The sequence below is a fragment of the Actinospineispora eucalypti genome (assembly GCF_039543365.1).
Classification (GTDB): domain Bacteria; phylum Actinomycetota; class Actinomycetes; order Mycobacteriales; family Pseudonocardiaceae; genus Pseudonocardia; species Pseudonocardia eucalypti.
In genome coordinates, this window is record NZ_BAABJP010000008.1 from 61,168 (window position 1) to 86,903 (window position 25,736).

Here is a 25,736-nt window from a genome sequence, read left to right on the forward strand (position 1 = left end):
CGACCGGCCCAGTCGAATTTCGGATTAGTCCGAGCGACTGGGCCGATCTTGCTATCGCGTTGACACAAACATTTACCCGTGCTTACGATCGATTGCGGATCCGGACGGAATAGTCCTCGCGAGCATTGTCGTCTCCGACTTGGGGAAGCAAATGGATCATAACGTCGTGCGGGATAAGTCTGCCACTTATCAGGATTTCGATCATAATGATCAGGGGATACCCGCGGAAGTCTGGTTTGAACGGTATGCCGAACTCCGCCGGGAGTGCCCGGTCGGAAAGAGTGCGCGATATGGCGGGTACTGGCTGGTCACCGGCTATCCGGAGGCCGCCGCGGTCATTCAGGACACCGATACCTTTTCCTCCCGCGTGGTGACCATCCCGCCACACCCACAGGCCGCGCCGATGATCCCGGAGGAGATCGACCCGCCGGAGCACCGTCGCTACCGGGACGTGGTGAACCGGGTCTTCTCGGCCCAGGTCGCCCAGGAGCGGCACGCCGAGCCGATCCGGGCCGCGGTGACCGGGCTGATCGACGATTTCATCGAGGCCGGACACTGTGACGCGTTCCGCTCCGTGGCGGTGCCATTACCGGCGTTTGTGCTGACCAGGCTGCTGGGCCTGCCGGCGGGCGATACCCGGACGCTGTGCGACTGGGTGGAACGGATCGTGCACGGCTCGGCGACCAACCCCGAGTCGGCCTTCGCCGCCGCCATGGAGCAGTACGGATATTTCACCGAGCGGCTGGCCGAGCGGCGGCGGGCCGGCGCCGGGGGCGACGACGTGCTGTCCGTGCTGCTGCGCGCCGAACCCGACGGCGTACCGCTCAGCCAGGAGGAGCTGCTGGGGTACTGTCTGACCCTGTTGGTGGCCGGTGTGGACACTACGCAGAAGATCATTGGTTCGATTATTCACCATCTCGCCGAGGACGCCGACCTACGCCGGAAGCTGGCGGCGGATTCCCGTCTGTTGCCCCGGGCGGTGGAGGAGTTCGTGCGGCTCTGGACGCCTGTGCAGCTCGGCCGGCAGATCACCCGGGACACCGAAATAGCCGGCTGTCCGATGAAGGCCGGTGATTCCTTGTTGGTACTCACCGGCGCGACAAATCGGGATGAGCGCGAATTCTCCGACGCAACGACATTTCGACTGGATCGGTCGCCCAATCGACACTTCGGTTTCGGTGCACATGTGCACCGGTGCCTGGGTGCGCATATCGCCCGGCTGGAACTGCGGATCCTGCTGGAGGAACTGCTGCGCCGCATCCCGGAGTTCGGGATCGACCGGGAGATCGGTTCGACCTGGCTGGCCAGCCAGGTGCAGGGCATGGTCCGGGTGCCCATCAGGTTCCCGCCGGGGAAGCGCCTCGGACCGCCGATGCCCGAGCTGGTCGGGCTGCCCAGGCCGAGGGCGCCTCAGGCCTAGTTGCCCAGCCGGCGAGGGCCGAGCGGGCACTGCGCGACCTGGCCGAGCAGCAGCGCCTTCTCCCCCTTCTCCGGGTGGACCCGACCACCGCGTGCTCGGTGCGGTAGACGGTGGAGATGAACTCGCCCCGGTTCTTCCGCTGCTGGTCGGTAAGTTCGGTCACGTCGTGGCTGGTGCGTAGTCGTAGTCGTTGGTGTGCTCGGATCCCGGTGACGCTGATTCAGTCACCTGGGCAGGGTGGTTCAGTCACTTCGGGATGCCAGATCGGCCGTATGTGGCGGGCAAGCTGGCGTTCAGATGTTGCGGGTGATCGACATCAACCTCAGGTACCTCTGAGTCCGGCGAAACGTGCGTCAGGTTGATGTCGATCTTCAGGCTGAAGTTGCGCGGGTTGGCTCCACCGAGCTTGTCCGCGGAGCAATGATCAAAACCTGTGGACCGCCTCCGGGAAGGGCGAACCCCCGGGGATGAACAGATAACTGCTTCTCGCCGTGGCGATGAGGCTTGCCCTCCGGTGCAGTCTGAACTACATGGGCAGACTCATCTATGGCTTCAACGTGTCGGTGGACGGGTACATCGCCGATGCACAGGGCAACATCGACTGGAGCGATCCGAGCGAAGAACTGCACCAGTACTGGAACGACTTCGAGCGGGAGACCGCCCTGTCGTTCTACGGGCGGCGGCTCTACGAACTGATGTCCGCGTACTGGCCGACCGCCGACAAGGCCCCGGACGCCACCCCGATGATCGTCGACTTCGCCCGCATCTGGTGCGACATGCCCAAGGTGGTGTTCTCGCGCACCCTGGAGTCGGTCGCCTGGAACTCTCGCCTGGAACGCGGCGACCCGGTCGAGGTGGTGACAAAGCTGAAAGCCGAAACCGACGGCCGGCTGGAGGTGGCGGGCGCGACGCTGGCCGCGCCGATCGTGCGGGCCGGACTGGTGGACGAGTACCGGATCGTGGTCGCGCCAACCGCCGTGGGCGGCGGCACCCCGTTCTTCCCGACACTGCCGTCATGGATCTCGCTGCGGCTGTTGGAGAACCGCACCTTCCCGGGCGGCACCGTCCTGCTGCGCTACGAGGCGAAACACGACTGAGACGCGCTAGCGGGGGGCGTCGGTGGTCAGCAGGGCGGGGCCGGCGCGCTGGACGAACTCGCGCAGCGCGCGCACTGGAGGGCTCAGCGCCCGGCCGCGCATCCACAGCAGGCCGACCACCCGGGTGGCGCGGGGCGAGGTGACCGCCAGCTCGACCACGCCGGCCGGCAGCGGGTGCGGCGAGGAGGGCAGCAGGGACACCCCGAGTCCGGCGCTGACCAGGCCGCGCAGGGTCTCCACGTCGCCGCCCTCGAAGGCCAGCCGGGGCAGGAACCCGGCCGCCCGGCAGAAGTCGTCCACGGTGGTGCGCAGCCCGAACCCGGGCAGGAAGCCGACGAACGGCTCCTCGGCGATCTCGGCCAGCGGCACCCCAGTGGAAACACCGTCGGGGTGCCGGGCGAGGCGGTGTCCGGCGGGGACGGTGAGCCGGAGCTCCTGCTCGCCCAGGGGTTGCCCGACGATGCCCGGCTCCGGGCGGACGGGTGAGGTGAGCGCCAGGTCGGCGGCGCCGTCCCGCAGCCGGTCCAGCACCTCGGTGTGACCGCCCTGGACCAGGTCGAACCGGATGTTCGGGTGCTCGGCGTGGAAGTCCCGCAGCAACCTGGGTACCACCTCGGCCCCGAGCGTGGTGAGGAATCCCAGGGCCACCCGCCCGTGCATGCCGTGGGTGTCACCGGCCAGCTCCCGGGCGGCCACGGCCAGCTCGGTGAGTGCCCGGTCCGCGTGCTGCAACAGCGCCCGGCCTTCCCGGGTGAGGCGCAGCGACCGGCCGGTGCGCAGGAACAGGGTGATGCCCAGCTCGGCCTCCAGTCGGGCGATGGCCCGGCTCAGCGTGGGCTGCGGCACGCCGATCTGGTCGGCCGCGCGGGTCAGGTGCTCCGCACGGGCGACCGCCACGAACTGGCGCAACCTGGGGGCCAGCGCGGCGAGCGCCTCGGCCTCGCCCAGTCGCTCATGCACAAGTGCATCGTAGGAGATGCAAACATGCATTGGACGCATGGAAATCCGCGACCTAGCGTGGACCTACGTGACCTCCACGGCATCCCCCGAGGCCAGTCCGATCGCCGGCCACGAGCGCGGTGCCCGTGCGTACCGGCGGCTCGGCGCCGCGCTGTGGTGTGCCGGCCTGGCCACGTTCGTGCTGGTCTACTGCGCCCAGGCGCTGCTGCCGACACTCGCGGAGGAGTTCCGGCTGTCCGCGTCCACGGCCAGCCTGGCGCTGTCCGCGACCACCGGGGCACTGGCGCTGGCGATCGTCCCGCTGTCCGTCGTGGCCGAGTCGTGGGGGCGGGCCCGGGTGATGACCTGGGCACTCGCCCTTTCGGCAATCCTCGGCCTGCTCGCCCCGCTGGCGCCGTCGTTCGGCGCGCTGGTCGCGGTGCGCGCCGCGCAGGGGGTGGCGCTCGCGGCGCTGCCCGCGATGGCCATGGCCCACGTGACCCGCGAGGTGGCGCCCCGCTGGCTGGGCGGCGCGATGGGCCTGCTGATCGCCGGGAACACGCTGGGCGGCTTGTCCGGGCGGCTGGTCACCGGGGTGGTCGCCGACCTGGGCGGCTGGCGGCTCGCGCTGGCGGTGATCGGTGTGGTGTCGCTGCTGTGCACCGTGGCGTTCCGGCTGCTGCTGCCCCCGCCGGTGGCCCCGGACCCGCCGCGCACCCGGTTGCGCGACATCGCCGGTCCGCTGCGCACGCACCTGGCCGACCCGGCGCTGCGCTGCCTGTTCGGCATCGGCTTCCTGCTGATGGGCTCGTTCGTGACCGTCTACAACTACCTGGGCTTCCGGCTCCTCGCCCCGCCGTTCCGGCTGCCCGGCACGTTGGTCGGGCTGATCTTCCTCGGCTACCTGGCCGGGACCTGGGCCTCCACCGGGGGCGGCCGGATGGGTGACCGGTTCGGCCGCCGCCGGGTGCTCTGGGCCGCCGTGCTGGTGGCCATCGCCGGGGTGTGGGTGGGCGCGCCGGCCTGGCTGCCCGCCGTGCTGGCCGGCCTGCTGCTCACCACCCTCGGCTTCTTCGCCGCCCACTCGGTGGCCAGCGGTTTCGTCGGCCGCCGCGCGTCACTGCTGCCCGGTGGCGCGCCGGCCCAGGCGGCGGCGCTCTACCTGTTCGCCTACTACGCGGGCAGCAGCGTCGGCGGATCACTCGGCGGCGTGGCCTACGACCACCTGGGCTGGCCGGGCGTCACCGGTTACCTGACCGTGCTGCTCAGCGGCGCGCTGGTGCTGGCTCTGCGGCTCCGGACGGTGCCGCCGGTGCCGGTGCCCCCGGCGCGGGCGAGCTGAACCGGATGCCCGCGTCCTGGATCGAACCCCGGCGCATCAGCAGCACGTCGCGCGTGTAGTTCTGGTGCAGCCGCCACGGGGCCACCGCGCCCTGCTGGGGCATGCTCCCCACGCTGCGCAGCACGTACCCGGACTGGAGGTCGATCAGCGGCCGCAGCGGCTGGCCCTCGGGCGGCGGCAGCGGCGTGACCACCCGCTTGCCGGTGGCGTCCAGGTGGTTGAGCAGCCGGCACACGTACTCGGCAACCAGGTCGGCCTTGAGCGTCCAGGAGGCGTTGGTGTAGCCGATGGTGAGCGCGAAGTTGGGCACCCCGGAGAGCATCATGCCCTTGTAGGCCACGGTCTTGCCGGGCTCCAGATCCTCGCCGTCCACGGTCAGGTTCATCCCGCCCATGGCCTGTACGTTCAGCCCGGTGGCGGTGATCACGATGTCCGCCTCCAGCTCGCGGCCGGAGCGCAGCCGCAGGCCGGTGGGGGTGAACGTGTCGATGTGGTCGGTGACCACGTCCGCCCGGCCGTCCCGGATGGTGCGGAACAGGTCGCCGTCGGGGATCAGGCAGAGCCGCTGGTCCCACGGGTCGTAGCTGGGCTTGAAGTGGGCGTCGACGTCGTAGCCGGCCGGCAGCGCGTCCTTCACGCCCTTGCGCAGGATCGCCTTCATCAGCCCGGGGAACTTGCGGCTGAGCTGGTAGCTCAGCGTCATCAGGCCGACGTTCTTCCAGCGCAGCAGCGGGTAGGCCAGGCGGGTCGGGAGCCGGTCGCGCAGCAGGTCGGCCAGCGGGTCGCGGGCCGGCATGGACACGATGTAGGTGGGCGAGCGCTGCAGCATGGTGACGTGCGCGGCCTTCTCGGCCATCGCCGGCACCAGGGTCACCGCCGTCGCGCCGCTGCCGATGACCACCACCCGCTTGCCGGCGTAGTCCAGGTCCTCCGGCCAGTGCTGGGGGTGGATGAGCGTGCCGGTGTAGTCGGCGACGCCGGGGAATTCCGGCGTGTAGCCCTGGTCGTAGCGGTAGTAGCCCGCGTTCACGAACAGGAACGAGCAGGTGAAGGTGACCGGCTCGGAGTTCCCGTCCGGGTCCTCGCGCTCCGCGCGTACCGTCCAGGTGGCGTCCGCGCTGGACCAGTCGGCGCCGAGCACCCGGTGCCGGAAGCGGATGTGCTGGTCCACGCCGTAGCGGGCGGCGGTGTCCCGCACGTAGTCGCGGATGGAGTCCCCGTCGGCGATGGCCTTGGGCTCGGTCCACGGCGAGAACGAGTAGCCGAGCGTGTACATGTCGGAGTCCGAACGGATCCCCGGGTAGCGGAACAGGTCCCAGGTGCCGCCGATCGCGTCCCTCGCCTCGAGGATCGCGAACGTCTTGCCCGGGCACTGCCGACGCAGGTGGCAGGCGGCGCCGATGCCGGACAGCCCGGCCCCGACGATCAGTACATCGACGTGTTCTTCGGCCATGCCGCGAGCTTATTGACAAATTGTCTACTAAGTCAACACCCTGTCGAGCGGGTCGACACCAAAGCTACGTACGGTAGGTCACACTCGGCGCCGCCGACTGCGGAGAGCCGGAACAGTCGCTTCGGGGCACTTGAGGCGGCCGCATTGGCATGTTGCCCATGGCATCGGTGATCAGACCAGCGCAACAGGCGCCACCCAGGTCCGCTCGGGTGCGGGGTGGGGCGTTCAGTGATGGATACGCACGGTGACGACTGCCAGGAACGGCGATCACCCCACGGTTCTCGCCAAGGCGGAACGACCGGGGCCCGCCACTCGACCCACAGCTAGCAACGCTCCGTGACTAATAACCAGACGGTAAGCAGCGATGCCCTACCGGTGCCCCGACACGAGACGTTCGGCGGGCGGCTTCGTGCCGGGCTTGGGATCATCCACGGCATGCGCTCGAAACCTGCCGTGCACGAGCTGGGTGGCGCCGGCTCCTTGGTGTTGTTCGGCCACGCGGCCGGGATGCACGGGCGGGTCTGGGCGCCGATCGCGGCCCGGCTGGCCGACAGGGTGCGGGCGGTGGCGGTGGACCTGCGCGGACACGGCGACACCCCGGCCGGGCAGGGGCCGCTGAGCTGGCAGTGGTTCGGCGACGACATGCGGGTGGCCGCCACGGACCTGGGCGGCCCGCTGATCGGCGTCGGCCACTCGTTCGGCGCCACCTCGATGCTGATCGCCGAGCACGACCGGCCGGGCACGTTCGCAGGTCTGGTGCTGTACGAGCCGGCGCTGGTCGAGCGGGTGGAGGAGGCGGACGAGCAGCGCCGCGCGCTGATGGTGCGCAGCACCCGGCGACGGCGGGTCCGGTTCGCCGACCTGGCCGAGGCGCGGGAGCACGCCACCGCCAAGCCGCCGACCAACGTGCTGCACCCGGAGGTGCTGGACGCCTACCTCGCGCACGGGTTCACCGCCCAGCCGGACGGCTCGGTGGTCAGCAAGTGCGCACCGGAGCTGGAGGCCGACGTGTACGCGACGGCCAACCCGGAGTGGTGGCCGTACGTGCGGCCGGTGGGCTGCCCGGTCACCGTGGTGGTCGGCGGCGAGTCCGAACCGAGGCACCGGCGGACCACCCGGCGGGCGGCGGAGCGGATCGGCGCCTCGTTGCACGTGATGCCCGACGTCGGCCACTTCGGCCCGCTGCAGGAGCCGGACCGGTTCGCCGAACTGGTGCGCGGGGCTATCGGACGCTGAACCCGGCGTCCACCGGCAGGGTCACGCCGGTGACGTAGCGGGCCGCGTCGGACACCAGCCAGGCCACCGCGTTGCTGATGTCCACCGGCTCCACGATCTCCACGGGCAGCAGGTTGGTCATCGCGGCGATCATGCTGGGGTGCTCCTCCGCGTGCCGGCGCATCGCGTCGTTGTGCACCATCGGGGTGTTCACGCCGGTGGGGTGCACGGTGTTGACCCGGATCCGGTGCGGCGCCAGCCAGTTCGCCCAGCTGCGCATCAGGCCGACCACCGCGTGCTTGCTGGCGCAGTAGGCCTCCAGCGCGGGCGACCCGTCGCCGCCCCGGCCGCTGAGCCCCTGGGTGGAACTGGTCAGCACGATCGCCCCTCCCCTGCCCTGCTCGATCATGAATGGCGCGGCGGCGTGCACGGTGTGCCACACCCCGGTCAGGTTCACGTCGAGCGTGGCCTGGAAGATCCGCGAGGCGTCGTCCGAGTTGTTGCCCAGCGAGGCGATGGCGGCGTTGGCCAGCACGATGTCCACCCCGCCCAGCTCGGCGACGCCCTCGTCGACCGCCGCGCGCAGCGCCTCGCCGTCTCGCACGTCCACCTCGGCCGCCACGATCCGCCGGTCCAAGGCCTCCACCTCGGCGACGGTCTGGGCCAGGTCCTCCTTGGTCGCCATCGGGTAAGCGACGGTGTCGATCTGCGCGCAGATGTCCACCGCGATCACGTCGGCGCCCAGCCCGGCCAGGGTGACCGCATGGCTGCGGCCCTGACCCCGGGCCGCCCCGGTGATCAGTGCAACCTTGCCGTCCAACCGTTCGGTCATCCGGTTCCCCTCCTCGTTCGATAAGGCTTCCCGGTCGAAAACTAGCGGCCGTTGATGTTGGCCGCTCGCCAATGGTTCAGGTTTTGGACTGGTCGGGCACCCGTGCGCGGGGCGAGACTGCGGGCGGGCCAGTTCACGAATCTCTGGAGGGCCGGTGGAAGCGGCGGACCTGGAGCGGATCTTCAACGCCATTCCCGGGCAGTACGCGGCGTACGACCTCGACTGGAACATCGTCGCGATCACCGACGGGCTTCTCGCGGCGGTCGGCCGATCCCGCGACGAGGTGCTGGGAAAGAACCAGTTCGAAGCGTTCCCGGACAACCCCGACGACCCGGATGCCTCGGGCAACGCGGTCATGCTCGCCGGCTTCGAGCGCGTCCTGTCCGAGAAGAAGGGCCATCGCCTGCCGATCGTGCGATACGACATCGCGGACGCGGACGGCGTCTTCCGGGAGCGTTACTGGAGGCCGCTGAACGAGCCGGTGTTCGACGCCGAGGGGAACGTGCGGTACATCATTCATGGAGTGGAGGACGTGACCGCCTCAGCAGTGGAGTAGCCGTGACCTTCGAAGCGCGATCCCCGTCCGAGATCCTCGAGCCCGGTTTGCCGCCGAACGCGGACTACTGCGAGGTCTCGACCGCCATCCGCCTGCTCGGGGACCGTTGGTCACTGCTCATCGTCCGTGAGCTCGGCGTGGGCAACACGCGATTCGGGGAGATCCGGGACGCTCTGCCCGGTCTCTCGCGGAGCCTGCTCGCGTCCCGTCTGCGGTATCTCGAGCGGCTCGGCATCGTGGACCGGAAAGGTATCGCCGACACCGACGGCCGGGCGAAGCACGCGTACGCACTGACCGACGCCGGCCGGGGCCTGGAACCGGTGCTCCGGGCGCTGGGTGACTGGGCGCTGACGTGGCGGCTCTCGTCCGACCCGGACGACCGGAGCAGCGCGTTCTCGTTTCTGCGGAGCGCACAGGGCAGCATCGAGCGTTCGCTGCTCCCCGACGGGAAGATTAGCATCCAGTTCTTCTCCGACTCCGAGGAGCGCTCGGCCTGGCTGCGGGTCGACCGGACCGGTGTCCGGGCCTGCCTCGGCAGCGAGCTGGGCTGCTCGGACCTGGTCGTGCGGTCGTCGCCGGCGATCCTCAGCGACCTGCACTGGGGCCGGCGCACCTGCCGTGACGCCATCGCCCGCCGCGACATCACCTTCGAAGGACCCGTGGAGTACGCCCGGCGGTTCCCGACCTGGTTCCCCAACCGCCCGGCGGTCCGCGGTCCGGGACCGGTTCAAAGCTAGAACTTTCCCGGTGCCCCGCGCCGAGGTTGTATCGGAGGCATGACCTCGACCGTTCCCATCACCTTGATCGGCGGGCCTACCGCGTTGATCGAGTACGCCGGGCTGCGCATCCTCACCGATCCCACGTTCGACGGGCCGACGTCCTACGGCCCGGACCGGACCGGCCACGAGGGTGTGACGCTGGTCAAGACCACATCGCCGGCCATCGAGCCCGCACAGCTCGGTGAGGTCCACGTGGTGCTCGCCTCCCACGAGCACTGGGACAACCTGGACGCGGCCGGCCGGGAGTTCGCCGCGCGGGTCCCGCACGTCTTCACCACCGACGTCGTGGCGGCGATCATCCCCGGGGCCCAGGCGCTGGCGGAGTGGGAGTCCCGCACCGTGACCTCGCCCGACGGCCGGGTCGTCACGGTCACCGCGGTTCCGGCGCACCACGGTCCCGAGGGGGTCTGGCAGGCCATCGGCCCGGTCATCGGCTTCGTGATCGAGTCCCCCGGCGAGAAGACGATCTACGTGTCCGGTGACAACTCCGACGTGGAGATCGTCCGAGAGGTCGCCGGGCGGTTCCCGCACATCGAGATCGCGCTGTTGTTCGCCGGCGGGCCGAGCTTCCCCGTGCTCGGTCCCGACTACGTCACCTTCAGCGACGAGACGGCCACCGAGGCCGCCGAGGTCCTGGCCGGGGCGACGATCGTGCCGGTCCATGCGGACTCATGGGCCCACTTCTCCCAGACCACGAAGAGCATGAAGGCTTTCGCCGAGGGCCGGGGCGTCGGTGACCGGGTCATCGCGCTCACCCCGGGCCAGTCCGCCGCGGTGTGAACGTCAGGTCGGCTCGGGGGCGCGGCGGCCGGTGCCGGCGTCGGCGAGGAACCGGGTGAGGCCGCCGCGGGTGGCGACCACCAGCAGCCGGTCGCCGCCGGCCACCTCGTAGCCCGCCGGCGGGGGCAGCTCGAGCGGCATGTCCCCGCCGCGTTGCAGGCCCAGCACGCGCACCACGGTGGGTTCGCTCAGCTCGCCCAGCGGCTTGCCGACCATCGTGGCGCCGGGCAGCACCGGCAGGTCTGACAACAGCAGCACCCGCCGGCCGATCGGGATGGTGGCCAGCACCTCCCGCTGCATCATGGCCGCCGCGAACGCCGGCGCGGCGAGGAAGGACACGCTGTGTGATGCGGCGATGCCGAAGTCCCGCACCCGCTCCGCCAGGTCGTCGTCGAACAGCCGCAGCACCACGCGCAGGTCCTTGCGCATGGCCAGGCCGTGCAGCGCCGCCTCCAGGTTGATCACGTCGTCGTTGGTCACCGCGACCAGCGCGCGGCTGGTCTGCACCTGGGCCTCGCGCAGGATCTCCCACTGGCTGGCGTTGCCCAGCACCACCGGTATGTCGAGTGCGCGGGCGGCGCGCACGCCCACCGCCTCCTCCCGCAGCTCCACGCCCACCACGGGCACGCCGAGGTCGTGCAGCGCGCCGGTGATCCGGGAGCCCACGTTGCCCAGCCCGACCACGACGACGTGACCGGCCATCGGACCCGGCCGCCCGGACGCCAGTGAGAGCCGGGCCCGCACCACGCTGTCCACCACGGCGGCGGTGGCCACCGGGACCACCGCGATGCCGATCACCGTGATGGCCGCCTGGATGATCTTCTCCACCGCGCTCAGCCGCAGCTCCGGATCAGCCGCGCCGGCCACGTCCAGCACGGTCAGGTACACCGAGTTGGCCCAGGAGTGCCCGGCCAGCCCGGCGAACAGGGCGGTGCCGACCACCAGCAGGCCGATCATCAGCAGGGTGGCCATCACCAGGCTGCGGTTGAGCACCACCTTCAGCCAGGCCCAGGTGGTGGTCAGCAGGTCGCGGGCTCGCCGCCGGACCCGCCACCGGCGCGAAGGGTCCGCGCCCTCGCCCAGGGCCAGGACCAGGTCGGCGGCGCCTTCGTCGGCGGGCAGCCGGACCGGGTCGGCCTCGCCGTCGGTGATGGCCAGGCCGCAGATCACCCGCTTGGCCGGCACCTCGGCCCGGCGGGCCACGTACGCCGTGCGCACCGGCCGGCCGGGCAGCCGGGCGTGGCTGGGGGCCACCTCGCCCAGCGCGGCGGCGACCAGGAACGGCGCCGCGGTGGCCGAGTCGGACAGCACCACGCTGCCCTTGAACAGCGCGCGGATCCGGTAGCCCAGGCCCATGTTGAAGAACCGGATGACCAGGCGCAGGTTCGGGTTCAGCTCCTGGGCCTGCAGCGCGGCGTGGATGTTGCCGACGTCGTCCTGGTCCACCAGGGCCAGCGCGTCGGCGTGCTCTACCCCGGCGGCCCGCAGCGCGTTGGCCGAGAGCTTGGGCTGCTCGATCAGCCTGACCGGCAGCTCGGCGATCCGGGTGCTCACCTCGGTGCCCCGGTTGCGCACGACCACGGTCACCTCGGCGCCCCGTTGCTCCGCCAACGCGGCGGCCAGCCGGAACGCCAACGGGTTCTCCCCGCACACCACGAAACGCGAGCGTTGCCGGTCACTCTCAGCCATCACCCGATCACCTTAGTGAGCCGGCGGGCGCCTATGCTCCGGAACGGGAGGCGGCGTGATGAAGATCGTGATCACCGGGGCCAGCGGCATGATCGGGCGGGCGCTGTGCGCGGACTTCCGGCGGGACGGCCACACGGTCACCCGGCTGGTCCGGCGGGCCCCGGCCGCCCCCGACGAGCGCCGCTGGGACCCGACCGGCGGTGCCGACCCCGATCTGGTCAGCGGCGCGGACCTGGTGATCAACCTGGCCGGGGCCGGCCTCGCCGACCGCCGCTGGACCGCGGGCTACAAGCGCCAGGTGATGGACAGCCGGGTCGGCTCGGCGCGCACCCTGGCCGAGATGATCACCGCCGCCGAACGCCCGCCGGGTCGCCTGCTGGCCATGTCCGGCATCCGCTACTACGGGGTGGACCGGGGTGACACCGAGCTGGACGAGGACGCCGAGCCCGGTCACGACGGGTTCCTGCCCGAGGTGACGCACGCCTGGGACCGGGAGACCGAGGGCCTGCCCATCCCGGTCGGCCGGCTGAGGGTCGGCCTGGTGTTGTCCCGCCAGGGCGGGTTGCTCCCGCCGTTGTTGTCCCAGTTCCGGTTCGGCCTCGGTGGGCCGCTCGGCAGCGGGCGGGAGTTCTGGAGCTGTGTGACGCTCACCGACGTGGTCCGGGCCGTCCGGTTCCTGGCCGAGCTGCCCGATGCGGGCGGCCCGTACAACGTGGTCGCCCCGGCTCCGGCGCGCAGCGGCGACTTCGCCCGGGAGCTGGCCGCCGCACTGCACCGCCCGGCCGCCCTGCGCTATCCGACTCCGTTGTTGCGGCTGCTCATGGGCCAGATGGCGGCGGAGGTGCTGGCCAGCCTGCGCGTGGTGCCGAGGCGCCTGCTGGACGCGGGTTTCCGGTTCGAGCACCCGGACCTGCCCACCTCGGTGCGCCACGCCCTCAACGACGGGTGACCGCCGCTCAGGAGGCGACGCGCGCCGTCCGGCGGCGGAAGAACAGCGCGTAGACCGCGCCGACCAGCAGCAGGAACGGCACCCCGACCAGACAGGCGATCCGCATGTCGGACACGTACAGCCCGGTGGCGTACACCGACAGCAGCGCCAGGATGGCCAGCACCGGGGTGACCGGGCCGCCCCGCAGCCGGGTGCTGGACTTGCCCCGGTCCGGGTCGCGCCGGAACACCAGCAGCGTGGCCAGGCTGATCAGCCACACCGCGATCACGGTGAACCCGGCCAGCGAGATGAGCACCCCGAACACCCCGGACGGCGAGTACGCGGCGAACCCCGCCGCGACCAGCAGCCCGGCCGCCGAGGCGAGCGCCGCCCGGCGCGGCTGGCCGGCCGCCGTCACCGCGCTCAACCCACTCGGCGCCAGCCGGTCGTGGCCGAGCGAGTGCAGCATCCGGGTCGCCGCGTACAGGTTGGCGTTGGCGGCCGACAGTGCGGTGAGCAGCACGACGAAGTTGGTGATCGTGGCGGCGGCCGGGATGCCGGCGGCGGCGAACATGGCGACGAACGGGCTGGCCCGCACGCCGTGCGCCTGGCTCAGCTCGGTCCACGGCCGCACCGCCAGCATGACCGCGACGGCCAGCAGGTAGAACAGGCCCAGCCGGATCATCATGGACCGCATCGCCGCGCGGACCGCCGGCCCGGGCTCGCGGGCCTCGGCGGCACTGATCGCGACCAGCTCGATGCCCGCGTAGCTGAACAGCACCACCGCCATGACCAGCCAGATGGCCGAGGCGCCGAACGGCAGGAAGCCGCCGTGCGCGGTCCAGTTGGCCACCCCGGTCGGGGCCTGGCCCGGCAGCCCGAACACGATCAGCAGCAGGCCGATCACGATGAACACCAGCACCGCCAGGACCTTGACCCCGGCCAGCACCGCCTCGGTGGTGCCGAAGGTGCGCACGTTGGTCAGGTTCACCGCCACGATCAGCGCGGAGAAGACCAGGACACCCAGCCACACCGGCACCGCCGGCCACCAGAACCGCAGGTAGATGGCGGCCGCGACGACCTCACTGCCGATGGCCACCACGGTGGCGAACCAGTAGATCCAGCGCACCGAGAAGCCGGCGAACGGCCCGAGGTAACGCGCCGCGACGGTGCCGAACGTGCCGCGCACCGGCTGGGCGCTGACCATCTCGGCCAGCGCGAACGCGACCGCCGAGGCGAGCAGCCCGCCGACCAGGTAGCTCAGGATCACCGCGGGCCCGGCGATGGCGATGGACGAGCCGGCGCCCAGGAACAGCCCGGTGCCCAGCGCCGAGCCCAGCCCGAGCATCACCATCTGCCGCCTGCTCAGCGATCTGTGCAGGTCGGAATCCCCACTCATGCGTCCCCCTCCAACCACGCCCCGTGGGCGTGTCACTTCCCCTTCGGCATCGCCAGGTTGCCCGCCTTGACCAGCAGCCGCCGGGCGCGGGCACCGGCGCCCTCGGCCACCGGCCGGTGCCGGGGCGGGCGCAGCTCCAGCCGGTCGCCCTCGGCGATCCGGCCGGGTTTGCCGACCGTGCCGTACACGCCGAGACAACGCCGGGCATGTCGGGACACGGACCGGGTCACCTCGGGGTCGCGGGGCAGCCCGGGCTGCTCGAGGGTCGGCATCACGCAGCGGATGGTGGGGACGTCGGCGGTCAGCTCGGCGTGGGGCGAAACCAGCGTGCCGCCGCACCATTCCCACTCCGGGAACTCGCCGTCGCCGACCGCCTCCACGACCACCGTCGGGCGGAACCGCCGCACGTCGAAGTCGGTGCCCGGGCTTCGGCGCGCCATGGTGCGCAGGCTGGCGAAGGTCATCAGGTGCACCGGGTACACGTCGGCGTAGCTGCCCACCGGCGTCACGTACCGGGACAGTTCGGCGAGCTTGCGCACCGGGAACATGGAGATGTCGGGCAGCGGCTCGCCGGGGTCGACGCCCATCATGCGACGAGCGTCCGCCCTGGTCAGCATCGGGCCTCGGTACTGCTTGCGGTCGCTCACCGGGGGCAGCGGGCACAGCCGCACTTCTCGCTGGACGAACTCGGACAGCCGCGCGTGCACGGACGGGTCGGAGCTGGAGACCTCTTCGCCGCACGGCAGCGCGATGACCACTTCGGGCGCGTTGGCGGGGCCGGCGCCGCGGGGCGGCTCGGCGGTGAACCGCGCAGTGCAGCGGAGCAGCGCGGGCAGGCGCTTCGCGCCGGTGGTGGCGCCCAACTCCAGATCGCGCACGGCCCACATGCGGTCGGCGTGCAGGCCCAGCGGGCCGACGTCGGAGGCGGTGATGCGCTCGCCGGTCATGGACTTGACCGGGTAGCGCCAGATCTGCGCTATTCGCCCAACCGCTGGTTCCACCTCGGCCATGCCGGAGACGCTACGCGGTCGGCGCCGAACCGTCCCGGCGGTTCAGCCGCCCGGGCCGGGAGGTTCAGCCACCCCGGCGGTCGGACCGGGTGTGGTCGAACGGTCAGTAGCGGGGGCCGTGGTCGGCGCGCACGGCCCGGGGGGCTCCGTCGGCCAGCCGGCGGCGGTTCGGGTCGGGTACGTAGCCGGGGTTCGCCTGGCGGGCTCCGGGGGGCGGAACCGAACGCATCGGCCGCTGCTGGCGGGGACGGTCCATACCCAGCGGGTCGCGACCCGGGCGGTGGCCACCGAGCCGCTCGGCGTCCGAGGCGATCTGGAAGACCTCGCACGGCCACCGGGCGTCGCGGCACTCACGGCAGTAGCCGTCACGGTCCGCGGTGTGGTCGTACTGCACTCGGGACAGCAGGTCTGGCATCTGAGCCAGCATGGTGGCCATCAGCATGGCGCGGGTGCCTCCGTGAAGTAGGCGGACGTACGTGATCGATGGTGCGCATGGTGTTCAACACTCGACCGATGGGTTAGGTAACGGGGAATCCGAAAGAAAATCGCGTATCAGTGAGTGGTCCACCCGTTCGAGTGAGCTGGCTGCCCTTCACTCGAATGTCGCAATGGCATCAGAAATTACCGTGTGCAATCACGAACCTATTAAATGACAACCTTTGCTCGACCGGCGCAATCTTGTCAGACGTGGGGTGCCAATGACAAATTGAACCCCGTTCGGTTAGAGTGTGTACTCACTCTCCTGCTTGGCGAAGGGTGCGGTGCCGATGTACCAGGTCTCGGATGTGCTGCGCACCGTCGACGAGCACCTCGCGGTGGTCCTGGTGCTGGTCATGTTCGGCTGGATCGGCGGGTTCGTGCAGATCATCGAGGCGCTGCGGTTGGGCTTCCGGAAGCGGGTCGCCGGGCAGCCGATCGCCACCACGGTCATCATGCTGGCCCACGACCTGACGTTCTCGTTCAGCTATCACCACTATTTCCACGAAATAGACCACTCTTTCTTCAAGTGGTTCTGGGTCGGGATGGTGGTCTCGAATTTCATCGAGTTCGTGCTGCTCTACCACTGGGTCAAATACCGGAGCGCGTCGTTCGGCGGCGGGTTGTCCACCCCGGCGGTGGTGGGGCTGCTGCTGGTATTCCAGGTGGCCGCGTTCGCGCTCTGGTGGTGGGTGCGGTCGATGGTGTCCGACCCGTTGGATCTGGTCGGGCTGACCGTGGTCCAGGTCGGTGCGGTGGTCTTCGGTGTGCCGATGCTGCTGGGCCGGGGCACCGCGCGCGGGCAGTCCCGGATCTTCGTGTGGGCCACCCTGCTCGGCCCCGGCTCGCTGGGCTTCCTGTTCATCCCGTACCTGTCGCCGGAGTTCGCCAACCGCTGGCAGTGGTGGGCGGTGGTCGGCGCCGCGACGGCCTGCGCGGTCAGCTTCCTGCTGCTGTACGAGCACCTGCGGCGGCGGGACGCAGCAGCAGCCGGGCCGGTGGCGCCGAAGCCGGCGGTGGCAACCGGAGCGGCCGCGCCCCCGGCGTGATCCGGCCGGCCACGGTCGGGTGCCGTGCGCCGGTCGCGGCCCACGCGGTGGCCGCGACGCCGTGCCAGGACAGGAAGCCGAGCAGCGCGAACAGGTAGGCCTCTTTCGCCTCGGCCGGAACACCCAGCGCGTCGCTGGTGGTCAGCACCGCCGGCGCCAGGTGCCGGCGCAGCGCGGCGAGCAGGGCCGGGTTGCGCACCCCGCCACCGGAGGCGATCACCTCGGTCACCCGGTACGCGGCGCAGGCGTCGGCGACGGTCCGGGCGGTCAACTCGGTGAGCGTGGCGACCAGGTCGTCGGGGCCCAGCCGGTCGGCCGGGGGCAGGTAGCCGGGGTGGAACAGCTCCTTGCCGGTGCTCTTCGGCGGGGCGGCCGAGTAGTACGGCTCGGCGAGCAGCTCGGTCAGGAGGGCGGGGGCGACGGTGCCGCGCAGCGCCCGCTGGCCGCCGGCGTCGTAGCTCTCCGCTCCCCCGGTGGCGCGGCGCACCGCGGCGTCGATCAGCGCGTTCCCCGGGCCGGTGTCGAAGGCGACCGGGGGTTCGCCCGGGCGGACCACGGTGACGTTGGCGATGCCGCCGATGTTCAGCGCGGCACTCACCCCGGGTCGCCCACCGAGCAGCAGGACGTCCAGCACGCTGGCCAGCGGGGCGCCCTGGCCACCGGCGGCGATGTCGTTGGACCGCACGTCGGACACCACGGGCAGGCCGGTGGCCTCGGCGATCCACGCCGGCTGGCCCAGCTGCAGGCCGCCCAGCGCCCGGCCGTCGGAGACCCAGTGGAACACCGTCTGGCCGTGGCTGACCACCAGCTCGGCCGCTCCCCCGGCCAGCTCGCTGTTGGCCCGGGCGGCCGCCGAGGCGAACTCCCGGCCGATGCCGGTGTCGATCCGGGTGATCGCCTCGACCGTGGTCGCGGCCGGGGGCAGCGCGGCCAGGATCTCGCCGCGCAGCCCCGCCGAGTACGCCACCTCCCGGTGACCGAGCGGCCGCAGCCACACCTGCTTGCCGTCCAGCTCCAGGTCGGCGGCGGCCACGTCGATGCCATCCACCGAGGTGCCGGAGCTGAGCCCCAGGACGATCACCGCGCGGCGCGCACTCCCCGGCGGACCAGTGCCAGGTAGACCACCGCGCCGACCACCAGCCCGGTCAACCAGCTGTAGTCGTAGAACGGCTGGAACAGCGGGATCAGCCCGTCCGCCGGGAACGGCCCCTCACCGGGTTTGGAGTAGGCACCGCCGACCGCGACCAGCGCGCCCAGCAGGGTGGCCACCACCGCCTGCCAGTTCCACCCGGCGTTGAACCAGTACCGCCCCTCCGGCCGGTAGAGGTCGGCCAGGTCGATCTGGGTTCGCCCGACCAGCCAGTAACCGGCGATGAGCACGCCGGCCACCGAGGCGAGCACTCCGCCGTAGAAGCCCAGCCAGGTGAAGATGTAGGTGTGCGGGTCGGACACCAGCCGCCACGGCTGGATGACGACGCCGATGACCCCGGTGGTCAGCCCGGCGGTGCGGAAGTTCAGCCACCGGGGCAGGGCGTTGGAGAAGTCGTAGGACGGGCTGACCACGTTCGCCGCCACGTTGCAGGACATGGTGGCCAGCACCGCCATGACCAGGCCGATCACCACGGCGACCGGGCTCTCGAACCGGCTGGCCACCTCCACCGGGTCCCAGATGGCCTCGCCGTAGAGCACGATGGTGCCCGAGGTGACCACGATGGAGATCATCGAGATGAATGCCATGGTGGTCGGCAGGCCGTAGATCTGGCCGAGCAGCTGCTTGCGCTGGCTGCCGCCGAACCGGGTGAAGTCCGGCATGTTGAGCGACAGCGTCGCCCAGAACGCGATCATGCCCATCAGGGAGGGCGCGAACACCGCCCAGAACTCCGCGCCCCAGCCCAGCTTGGACGGCTGGGTGAAGATCGGCCCCAGGCCGCCGACCTGCATCACGATCCACGCCATCAACCCCAGGAAGGCCACGCTGACCAGCGGCGCCGCCCAGTTCTCGAACCGCCGCAGCGCCTCGATGCCCCGCCAGATGAGCAGCATCTGGAAGGCCCAGAACACCGCGAACGACAGCCACATGGTCCACGGATGGCCGCCGTACTCGCCCGCCCGCAGCCATGGGTCGCCGGCCAGCTTGCCCATGATCACGAAGATCGCCTGGCCGCCCACCCAGGTCTGGATGCCGAACCAGCCGCAGGCGATGAACGCCCGCAGCAGGGCGGCCAGGTTGGCCCCGCGCAGCCCGTAGTAGGCCCGCGCGAACACCGGGAACGGAATGCCGTACTTGGTGCCCGCGTGGCTGTTGAGCAACATGGGAACCAGCACGATGACGTTGGCCAGCGTGATGGTGATAAACCCCTGCAGCCAGTCCATGCCGAGTGCGATCAACCCGGACGCGAGCAGATAGCTGGGAATGTTGTGCGCCATTCCCATCCACAGCGCGAAATAGTTGTAGGTCGTCCACTTGCGCTCGGCCAGCGGTGTGGGTAGCAGTTCCTCGTTGGCGTACGGGCTGCCGGTGACCGAGGACCGGTCGACCAGGTCGACCCGGCCTTCCGCGTCGGTGGTCTGCGAACTGCGCTCGGGGGTTGTGGTCATGTCTAGAGAACCCTCACGTGAACCGGCGTTAGCCGATGGCTGGAATGATCTGCTCTCCGTAGGCGTCGATTGTTCCGTCTATCGCGTCGTGCATGTTGTACACCGCGAATTGGTTTACACCGAGTTCGCGAAGCCGCTGGAGCTTCTCGATGTGCGCCTGGGCCGGGCCGACCAGACAGAACCGGTCCACGATCGCGTCCGGCACGAAGTCGGTGCTCGGGTTGCCGGCCCGGCCGTGGTGGCTGTAGTCGTAGCTGGCCCGCTCCTTGATGTACGTGGTGAGCTCCTTCGGCACCAGGTCGGAGCTCTCCCCGTAGCGGGTGACCAGGTCGGCCACGTGGTTGCCCACCATGCCGCCGAACCAGCGGCACTGGTCGCGGGCGTGCGCCACGTCGTCCGAGACGTAGGCCGGCGCGGCCACGCAGATGATCACGTCGTCCGGGTTGCGGCCCGCCTCGGCGGCGGCGTCCCGCACGTGCTTGACCATCCACTCGGTCAGGTACTCGTCGGCCAGCTGCAGGATGAACCCGTCCGCCTGGGCGCCGGCCATGGCCAGCGCCTTCGGCCCGTAGGCGCCCATCCACACCGGCAGCTGGCCGTCCACCACCCAGGGCAGCCGCACCGGGGTGCCGTTCAGAGAGACCTCGCGGCCCTCGGCCAGCTCCTTGATCGCGTGCATGGCCTGGCCCAGGGTGGCCAGCGTGGTGGGTTTGCCGCCGGTCACCCGGACCGCCGAGTCACCGCGCCCGATGCCGCACACCGTGCGGTTGCCGAACATCTCGTTCAGCGTGGCGAACCCGGAGGCGGTGACCGTCCAGTCCCGGGTGGCCGGGTTGGTCACCATCGAGCCCACCCGCAGCGACTCGGTGTGCTCCAGGATCTGGGAGAAGATGGTGAACGGTTCCTGCCAGAGCACGCAGGAGTCGAAGGTCCAGCCGTAGCCGAAGCCGGCCTGCTCGGAAACGCCCATCCGGCGCACCAGCTCCTTGGCCGGCGGGTCGGTCTGCAACACCATGCCGAAGTCCATCGGGTACTCCTAACCGGTTTCGGTTACAGCCGTCATTCAGAGGTGGGGAAGGCCAGGTCCAGGCCGCGCGGCCGGCCCCACCGGCTGGTGACGACCTTGCCCCGGGTGTAGAAGTGCACGCCGTCGGTGCCGTAGATGTGGCTGTCGCCGAACAGCGACGCCTTCCAGCCGCCGAACGAGTGGTAGGCCACCGGCACCGGGATCGGCACGTTCACCCCGACCATTCCGGCCCGCACCTCCCGCTCGAACCGCCGCGCCGCCGCCCCGTCCGAGGTGAACACCGCCGCGCCGTTGCCCCAGGGGCTGCCGTTGACCAGCTCCATCGCGTCGGCGTAGGTCTCCGCGCGAACCACGGACAGCACCGGCCCGAAGATCTCGTCGGCGTAGGCGGCCATCTCCGGGGTGACCCGGTCCAGCAGGCTCACCCCGAGGAAATATCCATTGGCGGCACCGCCGCCGTGGCCGTCGCCACCCGGGCCGTTCTCGGAACCGTCGAGCACCACCTCGGCACCCTGCTCGCGGGCCTGCGGCAGATAGCCGGCCACCCGGTCCCGGTGCTCGGCGGTGATCAGCGGCCCCATGTCGGAGGCCGGGTCGCCGCCCGGGCCGATGCGCAGCGCGCGGGCCCGTTCGGCGATCTTGGCGACCAGCTCGTCACCGACCCCGCCGACCGCGACCACCACGGAGATCGCCATGCACCGCTCGCCGGCCGAGCCGTAGCCGGCGGACACGGCGGCGTCGGCCGCGCCGTCCAGGTCGGCGTCCGGCAGCACCACCATGTGGTTCTTCGCCCCGGCCAGCGCCTGAACCCGCTTGCCGGCCCGGGTGCCCGTCTCGTAGACGTACCTGGCGATCGGGGTGGAGCCGACGAAGGAAACGGCCGCCACGTCCGGGTGCTCGAGCAGCCGGTCCACCGCCACCTTGTCGCCGTTCACCACGTTCAGCACGCCCGGCGGCAACCCCGCCTCGGCCATCAGCTCGGCCACCCGCATCGCCGCGCTGGGGTCCTTCTCGCTGGGCTTGAGCACGAACGAGTTTCCGCAGGCGATGGCGATCGGGAACATCCACAGCGGCACCATGGCCGGGAAGTTGAACGGCGTGACGCCGGCGACCACGCCCAGGGGCTGGCGCAGCTCCCGCACGTCCACCCCGGTGGACACGTCGTGCGAGGCGGCGCCCTTGAGCAGCTGCGGGATGCCGCAGGCGAACTCCACCACCTCGATGCCCCGGGCCACCTCGCCCAGCGCGTCGGAGTGCACCTTGCCGTGCTCGGCGGTGATCAGCTTCGCCAGCTCGTCGCGGGAGCGGTCCAGCAGCTCCCGGTAGCGGAACATCACCTGGGTGCGGGTGGCCAGCGAGGAGCGTTCCCACTCCGCGCCGGCCTCCGCGGCCGCCGCCACCGCCTGGTCGACCTCTTCCCGCGAGGCCAGGGCCAGCTCGGCGGTGCGCTCCCCGGTGGCCGGGTCGGTGACCGGAGAGGTCCGACCCGAGGCGCCGTCCGTGTGCTTGCCGCCGATCCAATGTCCGAGAGACTTCATCCTCACCCCAAGTAGTCGCAGGTCGCGCGGCGCAGGTACTGCCCCCGGCCGGGCCGGCCGGAGTACTCGCCGCCGGACACGATCACCTCGCCCCGGGACAGCACGGTGTGCACCCGCCCGGTGATCTTCTTGCCCTCGTAGGCCGAGTAGTCCACGTTCATGTGATGGGTGGCCGCCGAGATGACCTGCTCGGCGGCCGGGTCGTAGACCACGATGTCGGCGTCCGAACCGGGCGCGATGGCGCCCTTGCGCGGGTGCAGCCCGAACATCCGGGCCGGCGCCGTCGCGGCCAGCTCCACCCAGCGGCGGCGGGAGATCCGTCCCTCCACCACGGCCTGGTGCAGCAGGTCCATCCGGTTCTCCACCCCGGGCATGCCGTTGGGGATCTTGGAGAAATCGCCCCGGCCCAGCTCCTTCTGCCCCTTGAAGCAGAACGGGCAGTGGTCGGTGGACACCACGTTCAGGTCGTCGGTGCGCAGGGCCTGCCACAGTGCGTCCTGGTGCTCCTGGGGCCGCAGTGGCGTGGAGCAGACGTACTTGGCGCCCTCGAAGTCCGGCTCGGCCAGTTTGTCCACGGTGAGGAACAGGTACTGCGGGCAGGTCTCGGCGAACACCGGCAGCCCGTCGTTGCGCGCCGCCGCCAGCTGCTGGACCGCCTGCTGGGCGGACACGTGCACCACGTACAGCGGTGACCCGGCGACCTTGGCCAGCTGGATGGCCCGGTGGGTGGCCTCGGCCTCGAGCAGGGCGTGCCGGACGTCGCCGTGGTAACGCGGGTCGGTCTGCCCGCGCTCCAGCGCCTGCTGCACCAGCAGGTCGATGGCGATGCCGTTCTCCGCGTGCATCATGGTCAGCGCGCCGTTGGCCGCGCCCTGCTGCATGGCCCGCAGGATCTTCGCGTCGTCGGAGTAGAACACCCCGGGGTAGGCCATGAACATCTTGAAGCTGGTCACGCCCTCGCCCACCAGCACGTCCATCTCCTTCATGGACTGCTCGTGCACGTCGGCGATGATCATGTGGAAGCCGTAGTCGATGGCGCAGTTGCCCTCGGCCTTGGCGTGCCAGGCGTCCAGGCCTTCCCGCAGGCTCTTGCCCATGGACTGGATGGCGAAGTCGATGATCGTGGTGGTGCCGCCCCAGGCGGCGGCCGCCGTGCCGGTCTCGAAGGTGTCGCTGGCGTAGGTGCCGCCGAACGGCATCTCCATGTGGGTGTGCGCGTCCACCCCACCCGGGATCACGTACTTGCCGGTGGCATCGATCACTCGGTCGGCGGAGTCGGCGAGGCCGGAGCCGGGGGCGAGCAGGCCGGCCACCCGCTCGCCGTCCACCAGCACGTCGGCGGTGACCTCGGCGGTCGCCGAGATCACCAGCCCGCCCTTGATCAGCGTGGTACTCACGACGCGACCGCCGCGAACGCCGCTGCCAGCACCGCGGCCCCGTGCTCGGCCTCGTCCTCGGTCAGGCTCAGTGGCGGCGCGATCCGCAGCACGTTGCCGTGCAGGCCGCCCTTGCCGATCAGCACGCCGTGCGCCTTGGTGTGCTCCAGCACCTGGCTGGCGGCGGCCGCCGACGGGTTGCCCTGACCGTCGACCAGCTCGACGCCCAGCATCAGGCCCTTGCCGCGCACCTCGCCGACCACCGGGAACCGGGCGGCGGCCTCGTCCAGCCGCTGGCGCAGCAGCGCGCCGACCCGCTTGGCGTTGCCCTGCAGGTCGTGTTCGAGGGCGTAGCGCAGGTTGGCCAGCGCGCCGGCGGTGGTGATCGGGCTGCCGCCGAAGGTGGAGATCGAGTTGGCCGCGACGCTGTCCATGATCTCCGCGCGGGCCACCACGCCGCCGATGGAAAGGCCGTTGCCAAGGCCCTTGGCGAACGTGATCATGTCCGGCTTGGCGCCGTCCTGGCCGTGCGCCTGCCAGCCCCAGTAGTGCTCGCCGGTGCGGCCCCAGCCGGTCTGCACCTCGTCGGAGATCCACAGGATGCCGTGCCGGTCCAGCACCTTCTTGAACTCGGCGAACAGCCCGTCCGGCGGCATGGCGAACCCGCCGACGCCCTGGATCGGCTCGGCGATGAAGCAGGCCACGTTGTCCTTCACCTGGGACAGCACGTCCTCCAGGTCGGAGACGCAGGCGTCGATGAACGCGGTGTCGGACAGGTCGGCGAACGGGGTGCCCCGCCGGCGGCTGCCGTGCACGTAGTACGTCTGCACCGGGGAGAGGCTGGTCGGCGCCCAGCCCGAGTTGCCGGTGATGGCGATCGAGGAGAACGACCGCCCGTGGTAGGCGTTGCGCAGCGCCAGCACCTGGTTGGAGGACCGGAAGCCGGTGGCCAGCAGCAGCGCGGTGTCGTTGGCCTCGGTGCCGCTGGAGGTGAAGAACACCCGCGGGTCGTCCAGCCCGGACAGCTCGGCCACCCGCTCGGCCAGCTCGATCATCGGCCGGTTCAGGTACAGCGTGGAGCTGTGCAGGATCTTGCCCGCCTGCTCGGTGATCGCGGCGGTCACCTCGGGCACCGCGTGCCCGGTCATGGTTGTCAGAATGCCGCCGAAGAAGTCCAGGTAGCTGGTGCCCTCGGCGTCGAAGACGTGCCGGTCCTTGCCGTACTCGATCTCGATCGGCTCGTCGTAGTAGAGCGACAGCCAGGACGGCATGACCGCCTGGCGGCGCTTCAGCAGATCCGCGTGCGTACCCATGTTGGTGACTCCCCCTTTACGGCTGGACCAGCGAGCCGTAGGCGTCCGGCCGGCGGTCGCGGTAGAACTGCCACTGCTGGCGCACCTGGTCGATCAGGTCGAAGTCCAGGTCGCGCACCACCAGCTCCTCGGAGTCGCCGCTGGCCACGTCGCCGACGAACTGGCCGCGCGGGTCCACGAAGTAGCTGGTGCCGTAGAAGTCGTTGTCGCCGTACTCCTCGACGCCGACCCGGTTGATCGCGGCCACGAAGTACTCGTTGGCCACGGCGGCCGCCGGCTGCTCCAGCTTCCACAGGTAGGACGACAGCCCCCGGCTGGTCGCCGACGGGTTGTAGACCAGCTGCGCGCCGGCCAGCCCGAGCGCCCGCCAGCCCTCCGGGAAGTGCCGGTCGTAGCAGATGTAGACGCCGACCTTGCCGACGGCGGTGTCGAAGATCGGCCAGCCCAGGTTGCCCGGGCGGAAGTAGAACTTCTCCCAGAAGCCGGGCAGCTGCGGCAGGTGGTGCTTTCGGTACTTGCCCAGGTAACGGCCGTCCGCGTCGATCACGGCAGCGGTGTTGTAGTAGAAGCCGGAGCCCTCGATCTCGTAGATCGGCACGACGATGACCATGCCGAGCTCCTTGGCCAGCGAGCACATCCGCTGCACGGTGGGCCCGTCCGGCACCTCCTCGGCCCAGCGGTAGTGCTCCGCCTCCTGCACCTGGCAGAAGTACGGGGCGTTGAACACCTCCTGGAACCCGATGACCTTGGCGCCCTGTGCGGCGGCCGCCCGAGCGTGCTGCTCATGGGCGTCGACCATGGATCCGGTGTCGCCGGTCCACTTGGCTTGCACCAGAGCGGCGCGGACGATGTTCGGCATGCCAACTCTCCCGATCGAGACTTTGCGATTGTGAGCTGGACGATATTGTTCAGGTCATAC

General features: G+C 70.8%; 23 protein-coding genes. 9 read left to right on the forward strand and 14 right to left on the reverse strand.

What is annotated here, in order from left to right; all coding sequences use genetic code 11:
* Positions 1 to 139 precede the first annotated feature (139 nt).
* Both ABEB12_RS11240 and ABEB12_RS11245 read left to right on the forward strand, forming a co-directional pair.
* The gene (locus ABEB12_RS11240; RefSeq protein WP_345702745.1) at positions 140 to 1,420 is read left to right on the forward strand and encodes a cytochrome P450; all 1,281 of its coding nucleotides are present in this window, start codon (positions 140 to 142) and stop codon (positions 1,418 to 1,420) included.
* Between the two features lie 530 nt (positions 1,421 to 1,950).
* A complete protein-coding gene (locus tag ABEB12_RS11245) occupies positions 1,951 to 2,517 on the forward strand; it encodes a dihydrofolate reductase family protein (protein WP_185061963.1) in 567 nt (188 codons plus the stop codon).
* Positions 2,518 to 2,523: 6 nt separating this feature from the next.
* On the opposite strand, the gene ABEB12_RS11250 is transcribed toward ABEB12_RS11245, so the two are convergent.
* Positions 2,524 to 3,477: a LysR substrate-binding domain-containing protein gene (locus ABEB12_RS11250; protein ID WP_221498171.1), complete on the reverse strand. Its 954-nt coding sequence runs from the start codon at positions 3,475 to 3,477 to the stop codon at positions 2,524 to 2,526.
* 67 nt (positions 3,478 to 3,544) lie between these two features.
* Between ABEB12_RS11250 and ABEB12_RS11255 the strand changes: the two genes are divergently transcribed.
* Entirely contained in the window at positions 3,545 to 4,798 is a 1,254-nt protein-coding gene (locus tag ABEB12_RS11255) for an MFS transporter (protein WP_345702746.1), read from the forward strand.
* On the opposite strand, the gene ABEB12_RS11260 is transcribed toward ABEB12_RS11255, so the two are convergent.
* Positions 4,722 to 6,251 carry an NAD(P)-binding protein gene (locus ABEB12_RS11260; RefSeq protein WP_185061958.1) on the reverse strand — a complete coding sequence of 510 codons (1,530 nt, stop codon included), beginning with the start codon at positions 6,249 to 6,251 and terminating at the stop codon, positions 4,722 to 4,724. The two genes, ABEB12_RS11255 and ABEB12_RS11260, sit on opposite strands and share 77 nt — an antisense overlap.
* 435 nt (positions 6,252 to 6,686) lie before the next feature.
* Here ABEB12_RS11260 and ABEB12_RS11265 point away from each other — a divergent pair, with 435 nt between their 5' ends.
* Positions 6,687 to 7,487, forward strand: a complete 801-nt coding sequence (locus ABEB12_RS11265) for an alpha/beta fold hydrolase (protein ID WP_185061956.1) — start codon at positions 6,687 to 6,689, stop codon at positions 7,485 to 7,487.
* Here ABEB12_RS11265 and ABEB12_RS11270 read toward each other — a convergent pair.
* Positions 7,474 to 8,298, reverse strand: a complete 825-nt coding sequence (locus ABEB12_RS11270) for a mycofactocin-coupled SDR family oxidoreductase (protein WP_185061954.1) — start codon at positions 8,296 to 8,298, stop codon at positions 7,474 to 7,476. The two genes, ABEB12_RS11265 and ABEB12_RS11270, sit on opposite strands and share 14 nt — an antisense overlap.
* 154 nt (positions 8,299 to 8,452) lie before the next feature.
* On the opposite strand from ABEB12_RS11270, the gene ABEB12_RS11275 reads away from it, so the two are divergent.
* Genes ABEB12_RS11275 through ABEB12_RS11285 form a run of 3 tightly spaced genes read left to right on the forward strand, consistent with a single transcriptional unit; the run spans position 8,453 to position 10,413 of the window.
* A complete protein-coding gene (locus ABEB12_RS11275; RefSeq protein ID WP_185061952.1) occupies positions 8,453 to 8,854 on the forward strand; it encodes a PAS domain-containing protein in 402 nt (133 codons plus the stop codon).
* A 2-nt stretch (positions 8,855 to 8,856) separates the two neighbouring features.
* Complete coding sequence (locus ABEB12_RS11280) at positions 8,857 to 9,591, forward strand: winged helix-turn-helix transcriptional regulator (RefSeq protein ID WP_185061951.1); 735 nt, start codon at positions 8,857 to 8,859, stop codon at positions 9,589 to 9,591.
* Positions 9,592 to 9,630: 39 nt separating this feature from the next.
* Positions 9,631 to 10,413, forward strand: a complete 783-nt coding sequence (locus ABEB12_RS11285; protein ID WP_185061949.1) for an MBL fold metallo-hydrolase — start codon at positions 9,631 to 9,633, stop codon at positions 10,411 to 10,413.
* Positions 10,414 to 10,416: 3 nt separating this feature from the next.
* On the opposite strand, the gene ABEB12_RS11290 is transcribed toward ABEB12_RS11285, so the two are convergent.
* The gene (locus ABEB12_RS11290) at positions 10,417 to 12,102 is read right to left on the reverse strand and encodes an NAD-binding protein (protein WP_185061948.1); all 1,686 of its coding nucleotides are present in this window, start codon (positions 12,100 to 12,102) and stop codon (positions 10,417 to 10,419) included.
* A 58-nt stretch (positions 12,103 to 12,160) separates the two neighbouring features.
* Between ABEB12_RS11290 and ABEB12_RS11295 the strand changes: the two genes are divergently transcribed.
* Positions 12,161 to 13,051 (forward strand): TIGR01777 family oxidoreductase, encoded by an 891-nt coding sequence (locus ABEB12_RS11295; RefSeq protein WP_185061946.1) that lies wholly within the window; start codon positions 12,161 to 12,163, stop codon positions 13,049 to 13,051.
* A gap of 7 nt (positions 13,052 to 13,058) precedes the next feature.
* On the opposite strand, the gene ABEB12_RS11300 is transcribed toward ABEB12_RS11295, so the two are convergent.
* From ABEB12_RS11300 to ABEB12_RS11310, 3 genes are all read right to left on the reverse strand, one after another.
* Complete coding sequence (locus tag ABEB12_RS11300) at positions 13,059 to 14,429, reverse strand: amino acid permease (RefSeq protein WP_185061945.1); 1,371 nt, start codon at positions 14,427 to 14,429, stop codon at positions 13,059 to 13,061.
* Between the two features lie 32 nt (positions 14,430 to 14,461).
* The gene (locus ABEB12_RS11305; protein WP_185061943.1) at positions 14,462 to 15,439 is read right to left on the reverse strand and encodes an MOSC N-terminal beta barrel domain-containing protein; all 978 of its coding nucleotides are present in this window, start codon (positions 15,437 to 15,439) and stop codon (positions 14,462 to 14,464) included.
* A 103-nt stretch (positions 15,440 to 15,542) separates the two neighbouring features.
* Positions 15,543 to 15,854, reverse strand: a complete 312-nt coding sequence (locus tag ABEB12_RS11310; protein WP_185061941.1) for a hypothetical protein — start codon at positions 15,852 to 15,854, stop codon at positions 15,543 to 15,545.
* A gap of 352 nt (positions 15,855 to 16,206) precedes the next feature.
* Between ABEB12_RS11310 and ABEB12_RS11315 the strand changes: the two genes are divergently transcribed.
* Positions 16,207 to 16,965, forward strand: coding sequence for a hypothetical protein (locus tag ABEB12_RS11315; RefSeq protein WP_185061940.1), 759 nt, complete (start codon positions 16,207 to 16,209; stop codon positions 16,963 to 16,965).
* Here the strand turns inward: ABEB12_RS11315 and ABEB12_RS11320 are convergent.
* The 7 genes from ABEB12_RS11320 to ABEB12_RS11350 are packed head-to-tail and all read right to left on the reverse strand — an operon-like array spanning position 16,856 to position 25,676.
* A complete protein-coding gene (locus ABEB12_RS11320) occupies positions 16,856 to 18,046 on the reverse strand; it encodes an anhydro-N-acetylmuramic acid kinase (RefSeq protein ID WP_185061937.1) in 1,191 nt (396 codons plus the stop codon). The two genes, ABEB12_RS11315 and ABEB12_RS11320, sit on opposite strands and share 110 nt — an antisense overlap.
* Positions 18,043 to 19,563, reverse strand: coding sequence for an NCS1 family nucleobase:cation symporter (locus ABEB12_RS11325; RefSeq protein WP_185061935.1), 1,521 nt, complete (start codon positions 19,561 to 19,563; stop codon positions 18,043 to 18,045). The genes ABEB12_RS11320 and ABEB12_RS11325 overlap by 4 nt, the downstream gene beginning before the upstream one ends.
* A gap of 28 nt (positions 19,564 to 19,591) precedes the next feature.
* A complete protein-coding gene (locus tag ABEB12_RS11330; RefSeq protein WP_185061933.1) occupies positions 19,592 to 20,590 on the reverse strand; it encodes a TIGR03842 family LLM class F420-dependent oxidoreductase in 999 nt (332 codons plus the stop codon).
* 32 nt (positions 20,591 to 20,622) lie between these two features.
* Complete coding sequence (locus tag ABEB12_RS11335; RefSeq protein ID WP_185061932.1) at positions 20,623 to 22,128, reverse strand: CoA-acylating methylmalonate-semialdehyde dehydrogenase; 1,506 nt, start codon at positions 22,126 to 22,128, stop codon at positions 20,623 to 20,625.
* A gap of 2 nt (positions 22,129 to 22,130) precedes the next feature.
* Positions 22,131 to 23,525, reverse strand: coding sequence for a dihydropyrimidinase (hydA, locus tag ABEB12_RS11340; protein ID WP_185061929.1), 1,395 nt, complete (start codon positions 23,523 to 23,525; stop codon positions 22,131 to 22,133).
* On the reverse strand, positions 23,522 to 24,817 hold the full coding sequence (locus tag ABEB12_RS11345) for an aminotransferase class III-fold pyridoxal phosphate-dependent enzyme (RefSeq protein ID WP_185061927.1): 1,296 nt from the start codon (positions 24,815 to 24,817) through the stop codon (positions 23,522 to 23,524). Before ABEB12_RS11345 ends, hydA begins: the two co-directional genes overlap by 4 nt.
* A gap of 16 nt (positions 24,818 to 24,833) precedes the next feature.
* Complete coding sequence (locus ABEB12_RS11350) at positions 24,834 to 25,676, reverse strand: nitrilase-related carbon-nitrogen hydrolase (RefSeq protein WP_185061924.1); 843 nt, start codon at positions 25,674 to 25,676, stop codon at positions 24,834 to 24,836.
* Positions 25,677 to 25,736 lie beyond the last annotated feature (60 nt).